Below are 15,621 nucleotides of genomic sequence, written 5' to 3' on the forward strand. Positions count from 1 at the left end.
TGCACCGAACAGGGCGCCGCAGTGCCGTCTCGCCTGGTGGTTGCGGGGCCCGGTACTACCCCCGCTCGACGAGCAGCGCGCTCCCCTGCCCGACCCCCACACACATCGTCGCCAGCCCCCGCCCCGCTCCCGTACGCCGCATCCGGTGGAGCAGCGTCGTCAGGATGCGGGCGCCCGAACAGCCCAGGGGGTGGCCGAGGGCGATGGCGCCGCCGCTCGGGTTGACGAGGTCGGGGTCGATGCCGAGCTGGTCCACGCAGGCCAGGGCCTGGGCCGCGAAGGCCTCGTTGAACTCGGCCTCCTCCAAGTCGCCGACGCTCCAGCCGGCCCGGGCCAGGGCCTTGCGGGTGGCGGGGACCGGGCCGATGCCCATGACGTCGGGGTGGACACCGGCGGAGGCGCCGGCGACGTAGCGGCCCAGGGAATGGAGGCCCAGCTCGTTCAGTGCCTCCTCGCTGACCAGGAGGAGACCGGCGGCGCCGTCGTTCATCGGGGAGGCGTTTCCCGCGGTGACCGTGCCACCGTCCCGGAAGACCGGCTTCAGCCGGGACAGCTTCTCGTGCGAGGTGTCCTCGCGGACGCACTCGTCGGTGTCGACGAGCACGCCGTCGGGGCGTTCCACGGGCAGGAGTTCGTCGTCGAAGTGGCCGTTCTTGCGGGCGAGGGCGGCCCGTTGGTGGCTGCGCAGGGCGAAGTCGTCCTGGCGTTCGCGCGCGATGCCGTACCGCGCGGCGACCTCCTCCGCCGTCTCCCCCATGGACAGCAGGTCGTGCAGGTCCCGCATCGCGGGGTTGACCAGGCGCCAGCCGAGACGGGTGTCGACGGTCTCGATGCGATGGGGCAGGGCCTCGTCGGGGCGGGGCAGGACGAAGGGGGCGCGGCTCATCGACTCGGAGCCGCCCGCGATCACGATGTCGGCCTCGCCGGCGGCGATGGTGCGGGCGGCCGTGGTGACGGCCTCCAGGCCCGACGCGCAGAGCCGGTTGACCGTCGCCCCGGGGACGGACTCGGGGAGGCCCGCGAGCAGGGCGGCCATGCGGGCGACGTTGCGGTTGTCCTCGCCGGCCTGGTTGGCGGCGCCCCAGTAGACGTCGTCGACGCGGGCCGGGTCCAGCGCGGGCACGTCGCCGACGAGCGCGCGGACCACGGTCGCGGCGAGGTCGTCGGGCCGTACCGAGGAGAGGGATCCCCTGAGCTTGCCGATGGGGGTGCGGCGGGCGGCCGCGAAGTGGACGGGACGCACGAGAGGCTCCTCACACCGCACATTAATTAGCACTGCTAGTTTCGGACTATAGACCCTCGTCCCGCCGCCTGTGAAGGCGTCACGGGTCGCGTTTGCACCCATGCGCCCGGGGCACCCGCGCGGTCATGGAGTGGTTGCGGAGCGCCGCCTGCGTGGACGAGGACCCCGAGTTGTTCTTTCCCGTGGGCACGGCGGGTCCGGCCCTGCGGGACGTCGCGGCCGCGAAGCGGGTCTGCGCGCGCTGCCCGGTGACCGACCAGTGCCTGAGCTTCGCGCTGGGCAGCGGCCAGGCCTCGGGCGTGTGGGGCGGAACCTGCGAGGAGGAGCGCGACGCACTGCTCCGGACCACGAGGAACGACGCGAGAAGGAGAAGCGCCCTATGACGGCCGTGAGGAGCACGCTGCCCGACGAGGCCCGCCGGGTTTCCTGCGAGGCACTTCAGGACACCCTGGTCGACCTGCTCGGACTCTCGCTGATCGGGAAACAGGCGCACTGGAACATCGTCGGACCGCGCTTCCGGTCCATCCACCTCCAGCTCGACGAGGTGGTGTCGGCCGCTCGGAACTTCGCCGACACGGTCGCGGAACGGTCCGCGGCGCTCGGTGTGCCGCCGGACGGCCGGCCGGAGACCATCGCCAAGACCTTCACGCTGCCCGCCCCCAAGGAGGGCTGGGTGCGTGACTCGGACGCCGTGCAGGTGATGGTGGAGTCCCTCCAGGACGCCGTCGGCCGGCTGCGTGAGCGCATCGACGCGACCGAGAAGGCGGACCTGGTCACCCAGGACCTGCTGATCAGCATCACCGCGGAGCTGGAGAAGCAGCGGTGGATGTTCGACGCCGAGAACGTCCCCCGCGAGGGCTGACCGGCGCGCGCACGTACATACGGAAGGGGCACCCGATGACCGACGCCCTTGAACTCGACGCGCTGTGGGAGGACTTCCACCGCGTGGTGAACATGACCTCGCAGGAGCTCGCGGCCTGGCTGCGGACGCGGGACGCCGACGAGGACGCGGAGCCGCTGCCCGACCAGGCGGGGAGCGAGACCGGACAGCACGTCCTGGCGATCCTCCAGAAGCGGCGCACCGACCTGACCGCGGACGACCTGCGCGTGATGCGGAACGTCGTGGACAGGGTCACCTCCCAGGTGGACCTGGAGAACGAACCGCTGCCGGAGGTGACGGCCGAGGACACGCGCCGTCGGCGCCGGCTGATGACGGTCGGCCACGATCCGCTGAAGGGATAGCCGTGGCCCGCCAGGAGCGCGTGGTACGCGAACTCCTCGGCACGCACGGCAGGACGTACGCCGACGAGGCGGGCATCCGGCTGAAGGACACCCCGCAGCCGCTGTACCGGCTGCTGGTGCTGTCCCATCTGCTCAGTGCCCGTATCCGCGGCTCGATCGCGCTGGCCACCGCCCGTGCCCTGCACGAGGCGGGGCTGCGCGATCCGCGCCGCATGGCGGCGGCGGACTGGCAGGAGCGGGTGGACGCGCTCGGCCGGGGCGGCTACCGGCGCTACGACGAGCGTACGGCCACACAACTGGGCGACGCGGCCGAGCTGTTGAACGAGCGGTGGGGCGGCGATCTGCGGCGGCTGCGCCGGGAGGCGGACGGGAAGGTGCCCGAACTGCGCCGCCTCCTGCGGGAGTTCCCCGGGATGGGACCGGCCGGCAGCGACATCTTCTTGCGTGAGGCCCAGGGTGTCTGGCCCGAGACAGCGCCCTACCTGGACGGCAAGGCCCTCCAGGGCGCCGAGCGGCTGAAGCTGCCGAAGGATCCGGAGCGCCTCGCCGAACTGGCCGGAGGAACCGACCCGGCCGTCCTCGCCGCCGCGCTGGTGCGGGCGGCGGTGGACAAGGAGATCGCCGAGGAGACCCTGCGGCGGGCCGGGTGACCCGCCGGGCCCCCGGCCCGGAAGCTCACCCCAGCAGCCAGCCCCCGTCAACGCTGAGTTCGACCGCGTTGACCGAGCGGTTGCGCAGCAGGAAGTCGACCGCGTCCACCACGTCCGCCATCGTGGCGAGGCGGCCGGTCGGTGTCTCGGTGCGCAGCGTGGTGAGCACCTTCTCCGGTTTGGACTGCCAGTACGGGCTGTCGCCGACGACACCCGGATGCACGGAGTTGACCCGGACCGGAGCGAGTTCGACGGCGAGGGAGTTCATCAGGCCGCGCACGCCCGCGTTGACGGTCGCCACCGTCGTCGCGCCCGGATAGGGGCGTTCCTTGGCCTGTCCGCCGAACAGCACGATGGCGCTGTCGTCGTGCAGCCGGGTGCGCAGCGTGTGCACGACCTCGGTGTAGCCGACGAGCTTGAGGGTGACCAGCCGCAGGGCGGCGTCGATGTCGTACTCGGTCACCTTGTTGTCGTCCCGGGAGACACCCGCGATCACCAGATGGTCGACGCGCCCCATGCCGGCCAGCGCCGCCGCGACCTCCAGTGGTCGTGCCAGGTCGAGGGCGAGGCCCCGGGCACCGAACTCCTTGGCGAGCGTGTCGGCCCGGTGGGCGTCGCGGCCGGTCAGGACCACGTCGTCCCCGCACCGGGCCCGGGTCCGGGCGAACTCGAGGCCGATCCCCGACGTGCCTCCGACGACAAGGACACTGCTCATGACTCCTCCTCAAGCGCCTGGCGCAGGTAGTCCCAGTCCCGCGTGAACCGGTAGGAGTGTCGCGACGGCGGCTGCGGCGCCTGGGTCTCCAGCCACCTCAGTGGCCCCTGCCCGGCGTTGACGAACCCATGCACACAACCGGCGCCCGCCCACGCGAGGTCCCCGGGTTCCAGCCGGTACCGCTCGCCGTCGAGGGTGGCCTCCGCCACGCCCTCGAGGATCAGATACGTCTCCTCGAAGGGGTGGTCGTGCGTGCCGATGACGCCGTCGGACGCGTACCGCACCATGAACATCGTCGAGGCGACCGCGCCCAGGTCACCATCGACCATCATCTTCACGGTGATGCCGCTGTAGACCAGCAGCGCGGTCCGCATGCTCGCCGTCACGGCCAGCAGGTCCTGGGACTGTTTGCCGGGATCCATCTGGTCGGGCTCGAAGTGTCCGAAGGTCCGGATGCGGGGGTCGCGGACGTCGACGGGGACGGGGTCGCGAGCGGGCAGCTCCGGCACCGCCTGGGTGTCGTGCCCGTAGCGCGCCCGCGGCACGGGGGCCAGCATGTCCGCCCAGCGCCCGCCGGTGTCCCCGGCCCCGCGCCAGGCGTGCGGGACACCGGTCGGCAGGAGGCCGTAGTCGCCCTCCCGCAGGAGGTACGCCCCCTCGGGCACGTCCAGGATCACGGCCCCGTCGAGGATGTGGAAGGTCTCCTCGTACGAGTGCACATGGGCGGGCACACGGCCGTCCGGGCGCAGCTCGCAGAGGCCGAAGCCGGTGTGCACACTGCCGTCGTCCTCGCCGACCAGCGTCCGCCGCCGGTGGCCGTGGCCGTCGTACGGCGGATCGGGCCGGTCTGCGGCGCGGCGCACCAGGTGGTTCGTCATGCCGTGGCCCTCTCCCCCTTCGCCTCCTTCGCCGCGAGGAGCCGGTCGCGGGACTCCTCGACGAGCCGGCGGGCCCGCCCGGTGTCGGCGAGCAGCCTCCCGTCGCGCTTGTGGATCACGCCGTCGACCAGGACGGTGTCCACGTTGGACACGTCCGCGCAGAGGGTCACCGCGGCTGCCGCGTCGTGCACCGGGGAGACGTTCGGCGCGGTGGCGTCGATCGCGACGATGTCGGCGCGCTTGCCGGGCGTCAGGGAGCCGGTACGGTCCTCGAGACCGGCGACGTGGGCGCCGTTGACGGTGGAAATCTCCAGCATCTGGCGCGCTGTCAGCATGGTGCTGGGCACCGCCATGTTGGCCTGCCAGCAGTCGGCGTTGACCCGGGCGCGTTCGGCGCCGAAGGCGGCCCGGATCTGGGTGAACATGTCGCCGGGCACGGTGGTGACGACGTCGATGCTGAGCGAGGGCCGCAGACCGTGCTCGATCGCCTGCATCACGGGCGGCCAGCCGTGCCCCATCTGGAGCTCCACCTGCGGCGCGACCGACACCGTACCGCCGCTGTCGGCGACCATCCGCCACTCCTCCTCGCTGAAGTAGCAGCAGTGGACGTAGGTGGTGTCCGGGCCGAGGAGCCCCATGCCGTGCAACTGCTTGACCATGCCGAAGCGGCCGGCGAGACGCCCCATGGCCACGTGCACGGTGATCGGGATGCCCAGTTCGCGCGCCAGGGCCCACTCGGCGGCGACGACGTCGTTGACGCAGAAGCCGGGTCCGCGCGTGGCGAGGCCCATGGTCAGCAGGCCGTCGTCGGACGCGAAATACGTCGACCGGATCCGCCGTACGTCGTCCGCCGGGATCGCGATCTTGCTCTCGAACCAGTAGTCGGCGAGGGAGGTGTTGGCGCTGCCGTACGCGTACTGCGCCCGGATGCCGGATTCCTTCAGGCCCTGGATCGCGGCGTCCGGGTGCTCGGGGGTGTTGTTGATGTGCGACCAGTCGACGAGCGTGGTGATGCCGGCGTTGAGGCATTCGAGCGTGCCCGCGAGGTTGCCGGCGTAGACGTCCTCCGGGGTGTAGAGGGGGGCGAAGCTGTCGAGGACGTCGACGAAGTAGTCGTCGAGGGTGGCGTCGGGTGCGACGCCCCGGATCGGGGCCTCCCAGGTGTGGCGGTGGGTGTCGACGAAACCGGGGATGACGATGCGGCCGGTCATGTCGAGGATCTCGGCGTCGGCGCTGATCTCGGGCCGCACGGCGGCGATCTTTCCGTCTTCGACGAGGACGTCACCCCTCGGCAGGTCCCCGACCGCGGGGTCCATCGATATGACATGCCCGGCGCGAAGGAGTGTCCGATCAGTCATCGCGGTTCCTTCCATGGGGTGTTCAGTACGCGGCGAGGCTGCGGACCGCCGCCACGACCTTCTCTGCGGTGGGGATGACCTGCTCCTCCAGCGCGTCGGCGAACGGCAGCGGGACGCACTCCCCCGCCACCCGCCGCACGGGCGCGTCCAGCAGGCCGAAGCCCTCGTCGGCGACGACCGAGACGACGGTGGCGCCCCAGCCGCCCTGGTACGGGTTCTCCTCGACGGTGACGAGCCGCGAGGTCCTGCCCAGTGAGGCGAGGACGGTCGCGGTGTCCAGCGGAACCAGCGAGCGCAGGTCGACCACCTCCGCCTCGATCCCCTCCCCCGACAGCACGTCGGCGGCCCGCAGGGCCAGCGGCACCATCGAGGCCAGCGCGACGAGCGTGACGTCCGCGCCCTCGCGCACGACGGCGGCCTGCCCCAGCTCGACGACGTGACCGGGCGGTGGCGGGGTGCCCTTGGTGGCCAGGAGGGCCTTGTGCTCGAAGAAGACCACGGGGTCGTCGCTGCGGATCGCCGCCGCCAGCATGCCGATGACGTCGGCGGGCGTCGCCGGTGCCGCGATCTTCAGGCCGGGGACGGTCAGCGCCCAGTTCTCGGTGGCCTGGGAGTGCTGGGCGCCGAAGCCGAGTCCGCCGCCGTTGGCGGTGCGCACGACGAGCGGCACGGTCACCTGGCCGCCGGTCATGTAGCGGACCTTGGGGATCTCGTTGGCCAGGTAGTCCCAGCAGCAGGCCAGGAAGTCGGAGAACATGATCTCCGCGACGGGCCGCATCCCGGTCATGGCGGCGCCCATCGCCGCGCCCACGATGGCCTGTTCGGAGATGGGCGTGTCCCACACCCGCTCGGGCCCGAACTCCTCGTGCAGCCCCACGGTCGTCTTGAACACCCCGCCGGCCGCGCCGATGTCCTCCCCGAGGCACACCACCGACGCGTCCCGGCGCATCTCGCGTGCGATGCCCTCGGCGACCGCCTCCCGGTAGGTGATCACGTCCGCCATGCGGCACCCCCGTCGGCCCATACGTCGGTCAGTGCCTCCCGCGGGTCGGGCGGCGGCGCGGCCTTCGCCGCCTCGACGGCCCGCTCCACGGCGGCCCGGGCCCGCTCGTCGGCCTCCGCTACGGTCTCCGTCCCGATGCCCAGCTCGGCGAGCCGTCCCCGGGCGAGGTCCAACGGGTCGTGCTTCAGCCACCGTTCGACCTCCTCGGCCGGGCGGTAGGTCGCCGGGTCGGTGCGGCTGTGCCCGAAGTGCCGGTAGGTCTCGGCCTCCAGCACGGCGGGCCCGTCTCCGGCCCGCGCCCGCCCGGCGAGCCGCCCCACCGCCTCCGCCACGGCCACGACGTCATTGCCGTCGACCACCTCGCCCGGGATGCCGTACGCGGGCGCCCGGTCGGCGGCGGGCCGGGGCACGGCCGTGACGTCGGCGATGGGCGTGTACTCCATGTACAGGTTGTTCTCGCACACGAACAACACGGGCAGTTTCCACACGGCCGCCAGGTTGAGCGACTCGTGGAAGGCGCCGATGTTGGTGGCGCCGTCGCCGAAGAAGGCGACCGCGAGCTGGTCGGACCGCCGCAGCCGGGCCGACCAGGCCGCGCCGACCGCCATGGGGAGGTGGGAGCCGACGATGGCGTAGGAGCCGAGCATGCCGGTGGCCGCCTTGGTCAGGTGCATGGAGCCGCCCTTGGCCCGGCACAGCCCGGTCGCCCGGCTCATCAGCTCGGCCAGGCACTCCTCGGGGGTGGCGCCCCGGGCGAGGGCATGGTGGTGACCTCTATAGGTGGCGAACACATAGTCGTCGGGGCGCAGGGCGGCACTCGCGCCCACGGCGATCGCCTCCTGCCCGGCGGCGAGGTGGGTGGTGCCTTTCACCAGGCCTTGCAGGAACAGGTCGTGGGCGGCCTTCTCCGTACGGCGGATGACGGCCATCCGCTCGTAGGCGTCGAGGAGCCCGGCCGGTTCCATCAGCCCGCCCCGTCGCCACGGGAGGTGTTGAGATGGGACTGCGCCTCGCGGCGGGTGTTCAGCTCGCCGCCCACCGTCCAGTACTTGCGCCCGGCCACCAGCAGCTCCTCGGCGGGGAACTTGGTGATGACCTCGCAGCCGTCGGCGGTGACGACCAGTTCCTCCTCGATGCGGGCGGCGGACCAGCCGTCGGCGGCCGGCCAGTAGGTCTCCAGGGCGAACACCATGCCCTCCTCGAGGACTTCGGGGTGGTCGAGGGAGACCAGTCGGCTGAAGATCGGCTTCTCCCAGATCGACAGGCCCACGCCATGGCCGTACTGCAGGGCGAAGGCGGCGGTCTCGTCGGCGAAGCCGAACTCCTCGGCGCGCGGCCAGACCTGGACGATGTCGGCGGTGGTGGCCCCGGGCCGGACCAGGGCGATCGCCTGGTCCATGTACTCCCGGCAGCGCACATAGGCGTCCCGCTGCGCGCGGGAGGCGCTGCCCACGGCGAAGGTGCGGTAGTAGCAGGTGCGGTAGCCGAGGTGGCTGTGCAGGATGTCGAAGAAGGCCGGGTCGCCGGGGCGGATCAGGCGGTCGCTGTAGACGTGCGGGTGCGGTGAACAGCGCTCGCCCGAGATGGCGTTGACGCCCTCGACATACTCGCTGCCGAGGTCGTAGAGGACCTTGCTGACGACACCGACGCACTCGTTCTCACGGACCCCGGGGCGCAGGTAGCCGTAGAGCTCCTCGTAGGCCGCGTCGACCATGGCGCAGGCCTGGGTGAGCAGGGCGATCTCGTCGCCGGTCTTGATCCGGCGGGCCTCCAGGAAGACCTGCTGTCCGTCGACGACGTCGATGCCTTCGGCGCGCAGGGCGGTCAGGATCGGCATCTCGGCGACGTCGATGCCGAGCGGTTCGTTCGCCAGCCCGTGTTCGCGCAGCTCGGCGGCGATCTTGGCAGCCACGTCCTCGGCGATCCCGGCGTCCGGGTGGAAGGCGCCGCGCAGGGTGGAGATGCCGGCGCGGGCGCCGGTGGGTGGTCCGCCCTTGCCGTCGCTGTAGTCCAGCCACGGGTTGTACAGCTGGTGGTGGCGGGCGGCGGAGCCGAAGTCCCAGACGACCGGTTCGCCGTCGCGCACCAGCAGGGCGAAGCGGATCAGCTTGTCCATCGCCCAGGTGCCGATGTGCGTGGCCGTCATGTAGCGGATGTTGGCGAAGTCGAAGCTGAGCACCGCGCCCAGCGCGGACCGGTTCAGGGACTCGTGCAGCCGGGCCAGCCGCTGCCCGCGCAGCCGGTCGAGGTCAATGCGCTCTTCCCAGTCGACGGCGTTGGGTCCATATGTGCGGATCGCCATGGCGACCACCCCCACTTCGGAGTGAACGCCCGGGTGACAGGAGTGTCAAGTGTCACTGAACATCGCCGGACACGAACCAGACGCCCACAGCGGGTACCTCTCCATCGTTGCGGTATCGGTGGGGAGTCGTCGACTCGAAGCAGACGGCGTCGCCCGGGCGCACCGTGTACTCGTCGAAACCGAGGGTGAGGATCAGCTCGCCGGAGGTCAGATAGCCGTACTCGGTGCCCCCGTGCCGCATCAGTTGGCCGGAGCCCGCGGAGGAGCCGCCGGGCCGGTAGGTCACCAGCAGGAAGTCGACATCCGCGCCCGGCACCCGCCCGAGGCGCTCCCACACCACCCCCGAGTCCAGCTCCAGCGTCTCGCGCTCACCCACGCCGGTCAGCGGGCCGATGCGCCGGCCCGGGTCGGCGGCGAAGGCCGCGAGGGCGTGCGGGAGAAAACCGGGCGTGCTCGCACCCACGGGCGACGAGGCCCGGGCGTCGAAGAGGGACTCCACGGAGATGCCGAGGGCCGTCGTGATCGCGTACAGCGTGCTGACCGAGGGCTGGCTCTTGCCGGTCTCGATCTGCGACACGAGACTCGCCGACACGCCGACCTCCCGGGCCAGCGCGCGCAGGCTCGTGCCGCGCTCCAGACGGGCCTGCCGGATACGCGCGCCGACGGGCGGCACGACGGCGGGTGGCACGGGCGGCTCCTCTCTCGCTCGGCGGGTGTACAGCGGTGTACAGCTTCATTGAACAGCGTGCGGGAGCCCGGAAGCCAGGTGCGGAGCGGCTCGCTCACTGCTTCCCCGCCGGGAACACCGCCCGCACCTGCCAGCCCGCGCCCGCTTCCCCGGCCGGGCCCCCGTGCGGCCCGGCACGCAGTTCGCCGCCCAGCGCGGTCACCCGTTCCGTCAGGCCGACCAGGCCGAAGCCACCGCCGTGGGCGGCCTCCGGGAGCTGGGTGCCGCCATGGCCGTCGTCCGTCACCGTGACCTCCAGCCGGTCGCCGGGGCGGGCCAGGCGGACGGTGACCCGTGTGGCGTCGGCCGCGTGGCGCCGTACGTTGGTCAGCGCCTCCTGGACCACCCGGAAGGCCGCCGCCTGCACCTCGTGCGGCAGGTCGTCGGAGACGGCAGGGTCGCGGTGCAGGACGGACTTCTGGACGGGGCTCGCGAAGCGTGCGACCAGGTCGGAGATGCCGGCCAGGTCGCCGACGGGGCGACGGTCGGCGGCCTCGGGACCGGTGTCCCGCAGCACGCCGACCGTGCGCCGCATGGAGGCCAGCGCCTCGGTCGCGGCGCGCTCGATACCGGCGAGGACGGGATCCAGGTCCTCCTGCGGCCGCCGGTCGGCCATCATGCGGGCGACCTGCGTCTGCACGAGGATCCCGGTGACATGGTGGGCGACGAAGTCGTGCAGGTCGGCGGCGATCGCGACGCGTTCGGCGCGGCGGGTCTCGCTGACCGCGACGGTACGCCGGTAGTCCAGGGAGCGCAGGTACGCGGCGAGTCCGGCGGTGAGCCCGATCAGGATCAGCCCGATCACGGCGAAGGCCAGCACCTCGTCCTGCAACGACCGGAAGTACCGCACCGGCAACAGCAGCAGGGCCACCCCGTCGAGCACCCCGCACAGCAGGGCCCACGGCCACGGGCAGTGGCGTACGGCGATGAACAGCAGGCTCAGCAGGATCGCGACCTCGCCCGGCCCGAACGGCACCTCCGCGCGGTCCGTCAGCAGCACGCCCGCCGTGAAGAGCACGGAAACCAGGGCGGGCCCGGCGGTGCGCAACTGCGGGGTGAGCCACGGCGGCCGCCGGTCGGCGGGCCACAGCACCGCGGCGAACCCGGTGAGGAGCACGGCCACCGGCAGCCAGAGGCCCTCACCGAAGCTGCCCGCGATCAGCAGGTCGTAGACCGCGGCCGCCACGAGGAACCCGACGGCGAAGCCCCGCGCGCAGCCCCGGGGGGAGGTGGTTCTCATGCGGATCACGGTAGGCGAGCCCAGGCACGACGGGATCGGCCGAACGGCCGAGGGCCCGCCCCCTGCCCTGGCCGTTCGGCGGAGGCGGGCGCACGGTGCCGCGGGCGAGGATGGAGGCCCTTCCGGAAGATGGAGCCTCTGCCACCTCACGCCCCTGCCCGGCCCCCACCCTGAGGCATGATCGACCCATGACGACCCCCGTCCCACCGGGCCCCGGCGCCGCCGGTCGCTCCGGCGCTCCCATCCGGGTGCTCATCGCGGACGACCAGGACATGGTCCGCACCGGATTCCGTTTCTTCCTCGACGCCCAGCCGGACATCACCGTGGTCGCCGAGGCGCGGGACGGCGAGGAGGCCCTGGCGCTGGCCCGCCGTGAGCGGCCGGACGTGTGCCTGCTGGACATCCGGATGCCGAAGCTGGACGGCCTGGAGGCGACCCGGCTGCTGGCCGGGCCTGACGTCGCCGATCCCCTGCGGGTCGTCGTGGTCACCACCTTCGATCTCGACGAGTACGTGTACGGCGCGCTGCGCGGCGGCGCCTGCGGCTTCCTGCTCAAGGACTCCGGGCCGGCCCTGCTCGCGGAGGCCGTCCGTGCCGCCGCCGCGGGCGACTCGCTGGTCTCCCCTTCGGTCACGGTCCGGCTGCTCAGGCACATCACCGCGGCGCCGGCCGCCGAGAGCACCCCGCGGCCGGTGTCCCCTTCCCCCGCGGCCCCGCTCCGGGAGCCGCTGACCGAGCGCGAACTGGACGTGGTCCGCCTGGTCGCCCTCGGCCGCACCAACGCCGAGATCGCGGCCGAACTGTACGTCTCCCTCTCCACGGTCAAGACGCACCTGTCCAGCGTCCAGCTCAAACTGGCCGCCCGGAACCGCGTGGAGATCGCGGCCTGGGCCTGGCAGAACGGCCACGCGCAGGCCGGGGCGTGAGGCGTCCGCGCTCCGGGGCGCGCTCACCCGATCAGTCCGGTGCCGGTGGTGGGCCGTCGGTGCCAGTGGTGCGCTGAGGACACGCGTCACGTTCTCAGGAGGCACTCCCGATGACCCGTCGTCCGTCCTCGCTCGCCCGTGTTCTCTCCTCCGCCCTGGCGGCAGGCGCCCTGCTGACCACCGCCGCCTGCACGGACGAGGGCGCCGAAGAGGGTTCGCGGGCGTCGGGCATCACCGCGACACAGGTCGCCGGGAAGCAGCAGACCCCCTCGCCCACCGCCACCCTCACCGAGGACGGCGCCCGGGCCGCGCTGATCACCGAAGCGGACATCGAGGACGACTGGACCCAGGTCAAGGACACGGAGGCCGAGAACTGGAACGACAGTCTGGTCATCGGCACGGTCGACGTCTCCGACTTCCTCACCGCCAAGACCGACGCCGCCGACTGCCAGCGCCTCATGAACTCCCTGTTCGACGACGATCTGCTCGGCAGGCCGTCCGGGGCGAACGCGCTGCGCGGCTTCGGGCAGGGCGACTCACGCCTGCTGTACCAGGTCGCGTCCTATGACCGGACCGACCCGCAGGACTCCCTGAACTGGATGGCGACCCTGCCGGAGAAGTGCGACCAGTTCACCGTGACCGAGGACGGCGAACAGCGCACCGTCCAGGTCATCGAGACCTCGCTGCCGAAGGTGGGCGACGCCCGTGAGGGCCTGCGCGTGACGGTGCAGGGCACGACCGGGGGTGCGGCCGCCACGCTGACGCTCACTGTGGCGGCCGTACGCGTCGGCAACGACGCCATCACCGTCACGGCGGGCGGACTCGACGGGGACGAGCAGGACTCCGCCGAACAGGCGGTGAAGATCGGCACTCAGAACCTGAAGGACGTGCTGGCCGGCAAGACGCCCTCTCCGGACCCCAGCGAGGTCGAGTAACACGGCCGCCGCTCTCCCCCACTGCCGCCCCGCCGAGCGTCTGTCCGCCTCTGCCGATTCCCGGGACAGCGTGATCACCGGAACGGCACAATGGCGGCGATGACCGGTCCTCCGGTCGCTCGTGCGAGGAGAGGAAGAACGTGAGTGAGAGCCACACCCCGCCGAGCGGCTCGGCGCGGCTGAACACCGGTGTGGCGCACAACGCGCGCGTGTGGAACTACTGGATCGGCGGCAAGGACAACTACGAGGTCGACCAGCGGGTCGGCGAGCACGTCGCCGGCATGTTCCCGATCATCCGGGACATCGCCCGGGCGGACCGGGAGTTCCTGGGCCGGGCCGTGTCGTTCCTGGCCGGCGAGCGCGGAGTGCGGCAGTTCCTCGACATCGGCACGGGGCTGCCGACGGCGGACAACACCCACGAGATCGCCCAGCGGATCGCGCCCGACTCACGGATCGTCTACGTCGACAACGACCCGATCGTGCTGGTGCACGCCCGCACCCTGCTGACGGGCACCCGGGACGGCGTCACCGCCTACCTCGACGCCGATGTGCACGACCCGGACGCCATCGTCGAACGGGCGGGGCACACCCTCGACCTCACCCGGCCCGTCGCCGTCATGATGCTGGGCATCCTCAACTTCGTGCTGGACACCGAGAAGGCCCGGGACATCGTGCGCCGCGTGATGGCCGCGGTCCCCTCCGGCAGCTTCCTGGTCCTCACCCACCCCACCTTCGACGACGAGCTCGGCGGCGCGGGCCAGATCCCCGCCATGAAGTTCTGGAACGAGAACGCCACTCCCCCGATCACCGCCCGCAGCGGCGCGGACATCGCCGCGTTCTTCGACGGTCTCGAGCTGCTCGAACCGGGCATGGTGTCGTGCGGGCAGTGGCACGCCGAGGCCGGCTCGGGCGTGCTGGTACCGCAGTTCGGCGCGGTGGCCGTGAAACCCTGACCGCGGCGCCGCCCGTCGAGGGGACGAGGAGGACGAGGAGGACGTATGACCACCCTGGCCGATCCCGTGCCCGGCGGCCGCCCCGGCGACGTCGAGCGGGCCACCGCGCTGAGCGGCGAGCTCTCCGGCCGGGGTGTGCACGGCGTCGTGCTGGCCTACGTCGACACCGCGGGCATCGGCCGGGTGAAGACCGTCCCCACGGCCCGGCTCGCCTCCGCCGCGGCCTGGGGCGTCGGCATGTCCCCGGTGTTCGACACGTTCCTGGCGAACGACTCCATCGTCACCACCGACGTCCTCGGCTCCCCCGACGGCGACCTGCGCCTCTACCCCGACCTCGACCGGCTGGTGGTGCTGGCCGGGCAGCCCGGCTGGGCGTGGGCGCCCGTCGACCGGATCACGCAGGACGGGGAGCGGCATCCCGGCTGTACGCGCACATTCCTGCGCCGGATCGTCACCGAGGCGGCCGAGCACCACGGCCTCACCTTCCGTGCGGCCATCGAGATCGAGTGGACCGTGGCCCGGGGCGACCAGCCCGGCGACTCCTTCGTGCCCGCGACGACCGGACCGGCCTACGGGGCCGCCCGGCAGGTCGAGCTCGGCGACTACACCGCCGACCTGCTCGCGGCCTGCGCGGCGCAGGGCATCGATGTCCAACAGGTCCATCCCGAGTACGCGGCCGGGCAGTTCGAGATCTCGGTGGGTGCCGTCGATCCGGTGGCGGCGGCCGACCGCAGCGTGCTGGTACGGCAGACGGTCCGCGCGGTGGCCCAGCGGCACGGGTTCCGGGTCTCCTTCGCCCCGGCCGTCGTGGGCCAGGGCGTCGGAAACGGCGGCCATGTCCACCTCTCCGCCTGGCGTGACGGCGCGAGTCTGCACTCCGGGGGCGAGGGCCGGTACGGCATGACGGCCGAGGCGGAGTCGTTCACGGCCGGTCTCCTCGCCCATCTGCCCGGCCTCACGGCCGTGACCGCACCGAGCCCGGCGAGCTATCTGCGGCTCAAACCCTCCCAGTGGGCCGGGGTGTTCACCGCCTGGGGCCGCGAGACACGGGAGACGGCGCTGCGCGTCATCACCGGCACCGCGGGCCTGCGCGATCAGGCGGCCAACCTGGAGATCAAACCCGTCGACCTGGCAGCCAACCCCTACCTCGCGATCGGCTCCCTGATCGCCGCCGGACTGGACGGCCTGTCCTCGTCCGCCGCCCTGCCCGGGGAGATCACGGGTGACCCGGTACGGCTGGCGGAGGCGGACGCGGCGGCCCGCGGCGTGCGGCGGCTGCCGGTCTCGCTGCAGGAGGCCGTCGAGGAGTTCCGCGAGGATGAAACGCTGCGCGCGGCACTCGGACCGGTCCTGGCCGACGCGGTGATCGCCGTGCGGCGGGGCGAACTGGCGTCCGTGGCCGGGCTGGACGACGACCAAGTGGCGGCGGCGTACCGCTGGAAGTACTGA

17 protein-coding genes are annotated in these 15,621 nt (G+C 72.4%); 8 read left to right on the forward strand and 9 right to left on the reverse strand.

From position 1 onward, the window contains the following. Positions 1-55: 55 nt before the first annotated feature. A complete protein-coding gene (locus AC07DF_RS34350) occupies positions 56-1,243 on the reverse strand; it encodes a thiolase family protein (RefSeq protein ID WP_478980260.1) in 1,188 nt (395 codons plus the stop codon). A gap of 125 nt (positions 1,244-1,368) precedes the next feature. Here AC07DF_RS34350 and AC07DF_RS34355 point away from each other — a divergent pair, with 125 nt between their 5' ends. Genes AC07DF_RS34355 through AC07DF_RS34370 form a run of 4 tightly spaced genes read left to right on the forward strand, consistent with a single transcriptional unit; the run spans position 1,369 to position 3,135 of the window. After that, positions 1,369-1,626: a WhiB family transcriptional regulator gene (locus tag AC07DF_RS34355; protein ID WP_478980262.1), complete on the forward strand. Its 258-nt coding sequence runs from the start codon at positions 1,369-1,371 to the stop codon at positions 1,624-1,626. Further along, positions 1,623-2,105 (forward strand): Dps family protein, encoded by a 483-nt coding sequence (locus tag AC07DF_RS34360; protein WP_478980264.1) that lies wholly within the window; start codon positions 1,623-1,625, stop codon positions 2,103-2,105. Before AC07DF_RS34355 ends, AC07DF_RS34360 begins: the two co-directional genes overlap by 4 nt. Before the next feature lie 35 nt (positions 2,106-2,140). Beyond that, positions 2,141-2,485, forward strand: coding sequence for a DUF3140 domain-containing protein (locus AC07DF_RS34365; protein WP_478980266.1), 345 nt, complete (start codon positions 2,141-2,143; stop codon positions 2,483-2,485). A gap of 2 nt (positions 2,486-2,487) precedes the next feature. Then, the gene (locus tag AC07DF_RS34370; protein WP_478980268.1) at positions 2,488-3,135 is read left to right on the forward strand and encodes an HhH-GDP family DNA glycosylase; all 648 of its coding nucleotides are present in this window, start codon (positions 2,488-2,490) and stop codon (positions 3,133-3,135) included. 25 nt (positions 3,136-3,160) lie between these two features. On the opposite strand, the gene AC07DF_RS34375 is transcribed toward AC07DF_RS34370, so the two are convergent. From AC07DF_RS34375 to AC07DF_RS34410, 8 genes are all read right to left on the reverse strand, one after another. Then, positions 3,161-3,850, reverse strand: a complete 690-nt coding sequence (locus AC07DF_RS34375) for an SDR family oxidoreductase (RefSeq protein WP_478980270.1) — start codon at positions 3,848-3,850, stop codon at positions 3,161-3,163. Continuing rightward, positions 3,847-4,728, reverse strand: a complete 882-nt coding sequence (locus AC07DF_RS34380) for a cupin domain-containing protein (RefSeq protein ID WP_478980272.1) — start codon at positions 4,726-4,728, stop codon at positions 3,847-3,849. The genes AC07DF_RS34375 and AC07DF_RS34380 overlap by 4 nt, the downstream gene beginning before the upstream one ends. Further along, complete coding sequence (locus AC07DF_RS34385; RefSeq protein ID WP_478980274.1) at positions 4,725-6,086, reverse strand: amidohydrolase family protein; 1,362 nt, start codon at positions 6,084-6,086, stop codon at positions 4,725-4,727. The genes AC07DF_RS34380 and AC07DF_RS34385 overlap by 4 nt, the downstream gene beginning before the upstream one ends. Before the next feature lie 22 nt (positions 6,087-6,108). Beyond that, positions 6,109-7,089 carry an alpha-ketoacid dehydrogenase subunit beta gene (locus AC07DF_RS34390; RefSeq protein WP_478980276.1) on the reverse strand — a complete coding sequence of 327 codons (981 nt, stop codon included), beginning with the start codon at positions 7,087-7,089 and terminating at the stop codon, positions 6,109-6,111. Then, positions 7,077-8,054: a thiamine pyrophosphate-dependent dehydrogenase E1 component subunit alpha gene (locus tag AC07DF_RS34395; protein WP_478980278.1), complete on the reverse strand. Its 978-nt coding sequence runs from the start codon at positions 8,052-8,054 to the stop codon at positions 7,077-7,079. The genes AC07DF_RS34390 and AC07DF_RS34395 overlap by 13 nt, the downstream gene beginning before the upstream one ends. Then, positions 8,054-9,391 carry a M24 family metallopeptidase gene (locus AC07DF_RS34400; RefSeq protein WP_478980280.1) on the reverse strand — a complete coding sequence of 446 codons (1,338 nt, stop codon included), beginning with the start codon at positions 9,389-9,391 and terminating at the stop codon, positions 8,054-8,056. The genes AC07DF_RS34395 and AC07DF_RS34400 overlap by 1 nt, the downstream gene beginning before the upstream one ends. A 52-nt stretch (positions 9,392-9,443) precedes the next feature. After that, entirely contained in the window at positions 9,444-10,079 is a 636-nt protein-coding gene (locus AC07DF_RS34405; RefSeq protein WP_478980282.1) for a helix-turn-helix domain-containing protein, read from the reverse strand. Between the two features lie 94 nt (positions 10,080-10,173). Next, positions 10,174-11,358 carry a sensor histidine kinase gene (locus tag AC07DF_RS34410; protein WP_478980284.1) on the reverse strand — a complete coding sequence of 395 codons (1,185 nt, stop codon included), beginning with the start codon at positions 11,356-11,358 and terminating at the stop codon, positions 10,174-10,176. 188 nt (positions 11,359-11,546) lie between these two features. On the opposite strand from AC07DF_RS34410, the gene AC07DF_RS34415 reads away from it, so the two are divergent. The 4 genes from AC07DF_RS34415 (at position 11,547) to AC07DF_RS34430 (ending at position 15,621) form a co-directional block, all read left to right on the forward strand. Further along, positions 11,547-12,284, forward strand: a complete 738-nt coding sequence (locus AC07DF_RS34415; protein ID WP_478980286.1) for a response regulator — start codon at positions 11,547-11,549, stop codon at positions 12,282-12,284. Positions 12,285-12,394: 110 nt separating this feature from the next. Further along, a complete protein-coding gene (locus AC07DF_RS34420) occupies positions 12,395-13,219 on the forward strand; it encodes a hypothetical protein (protein WP_478980288.1) in 825 nt (274 codons plus the stop codon). Positions 13,220-13,359: 140 nt separating this feature from the next. Next, the gene (locus AC07DF_RS34425; RefSeq protein ID WP_478980290.1) at positions 13,360-14,172 is read left to right on the forward strand and encodes an SAM-dependent methyltransferase; all 813 of its coding nucleotides are present in this window, start codon (positions 13,360-13,362) and stop codon (positions 14,170-14,172) included. Between the two features lie 45 nt (positions 14,173-14,217). Beyond that, on the forward strand, positions 14,218-15,621 hold the full coding sequence (locus AC07DF_RS34430) for a type I glutamate--ammonia ligase (RefSeq protein WP_478980292.1): 1,404 nt from the start codon (positions 14,218-14,220) through the stop codon (positions 15,619-15,621).

The organism is Streptomyces sp. NPDC044719 (assembly GCF_056433405.1).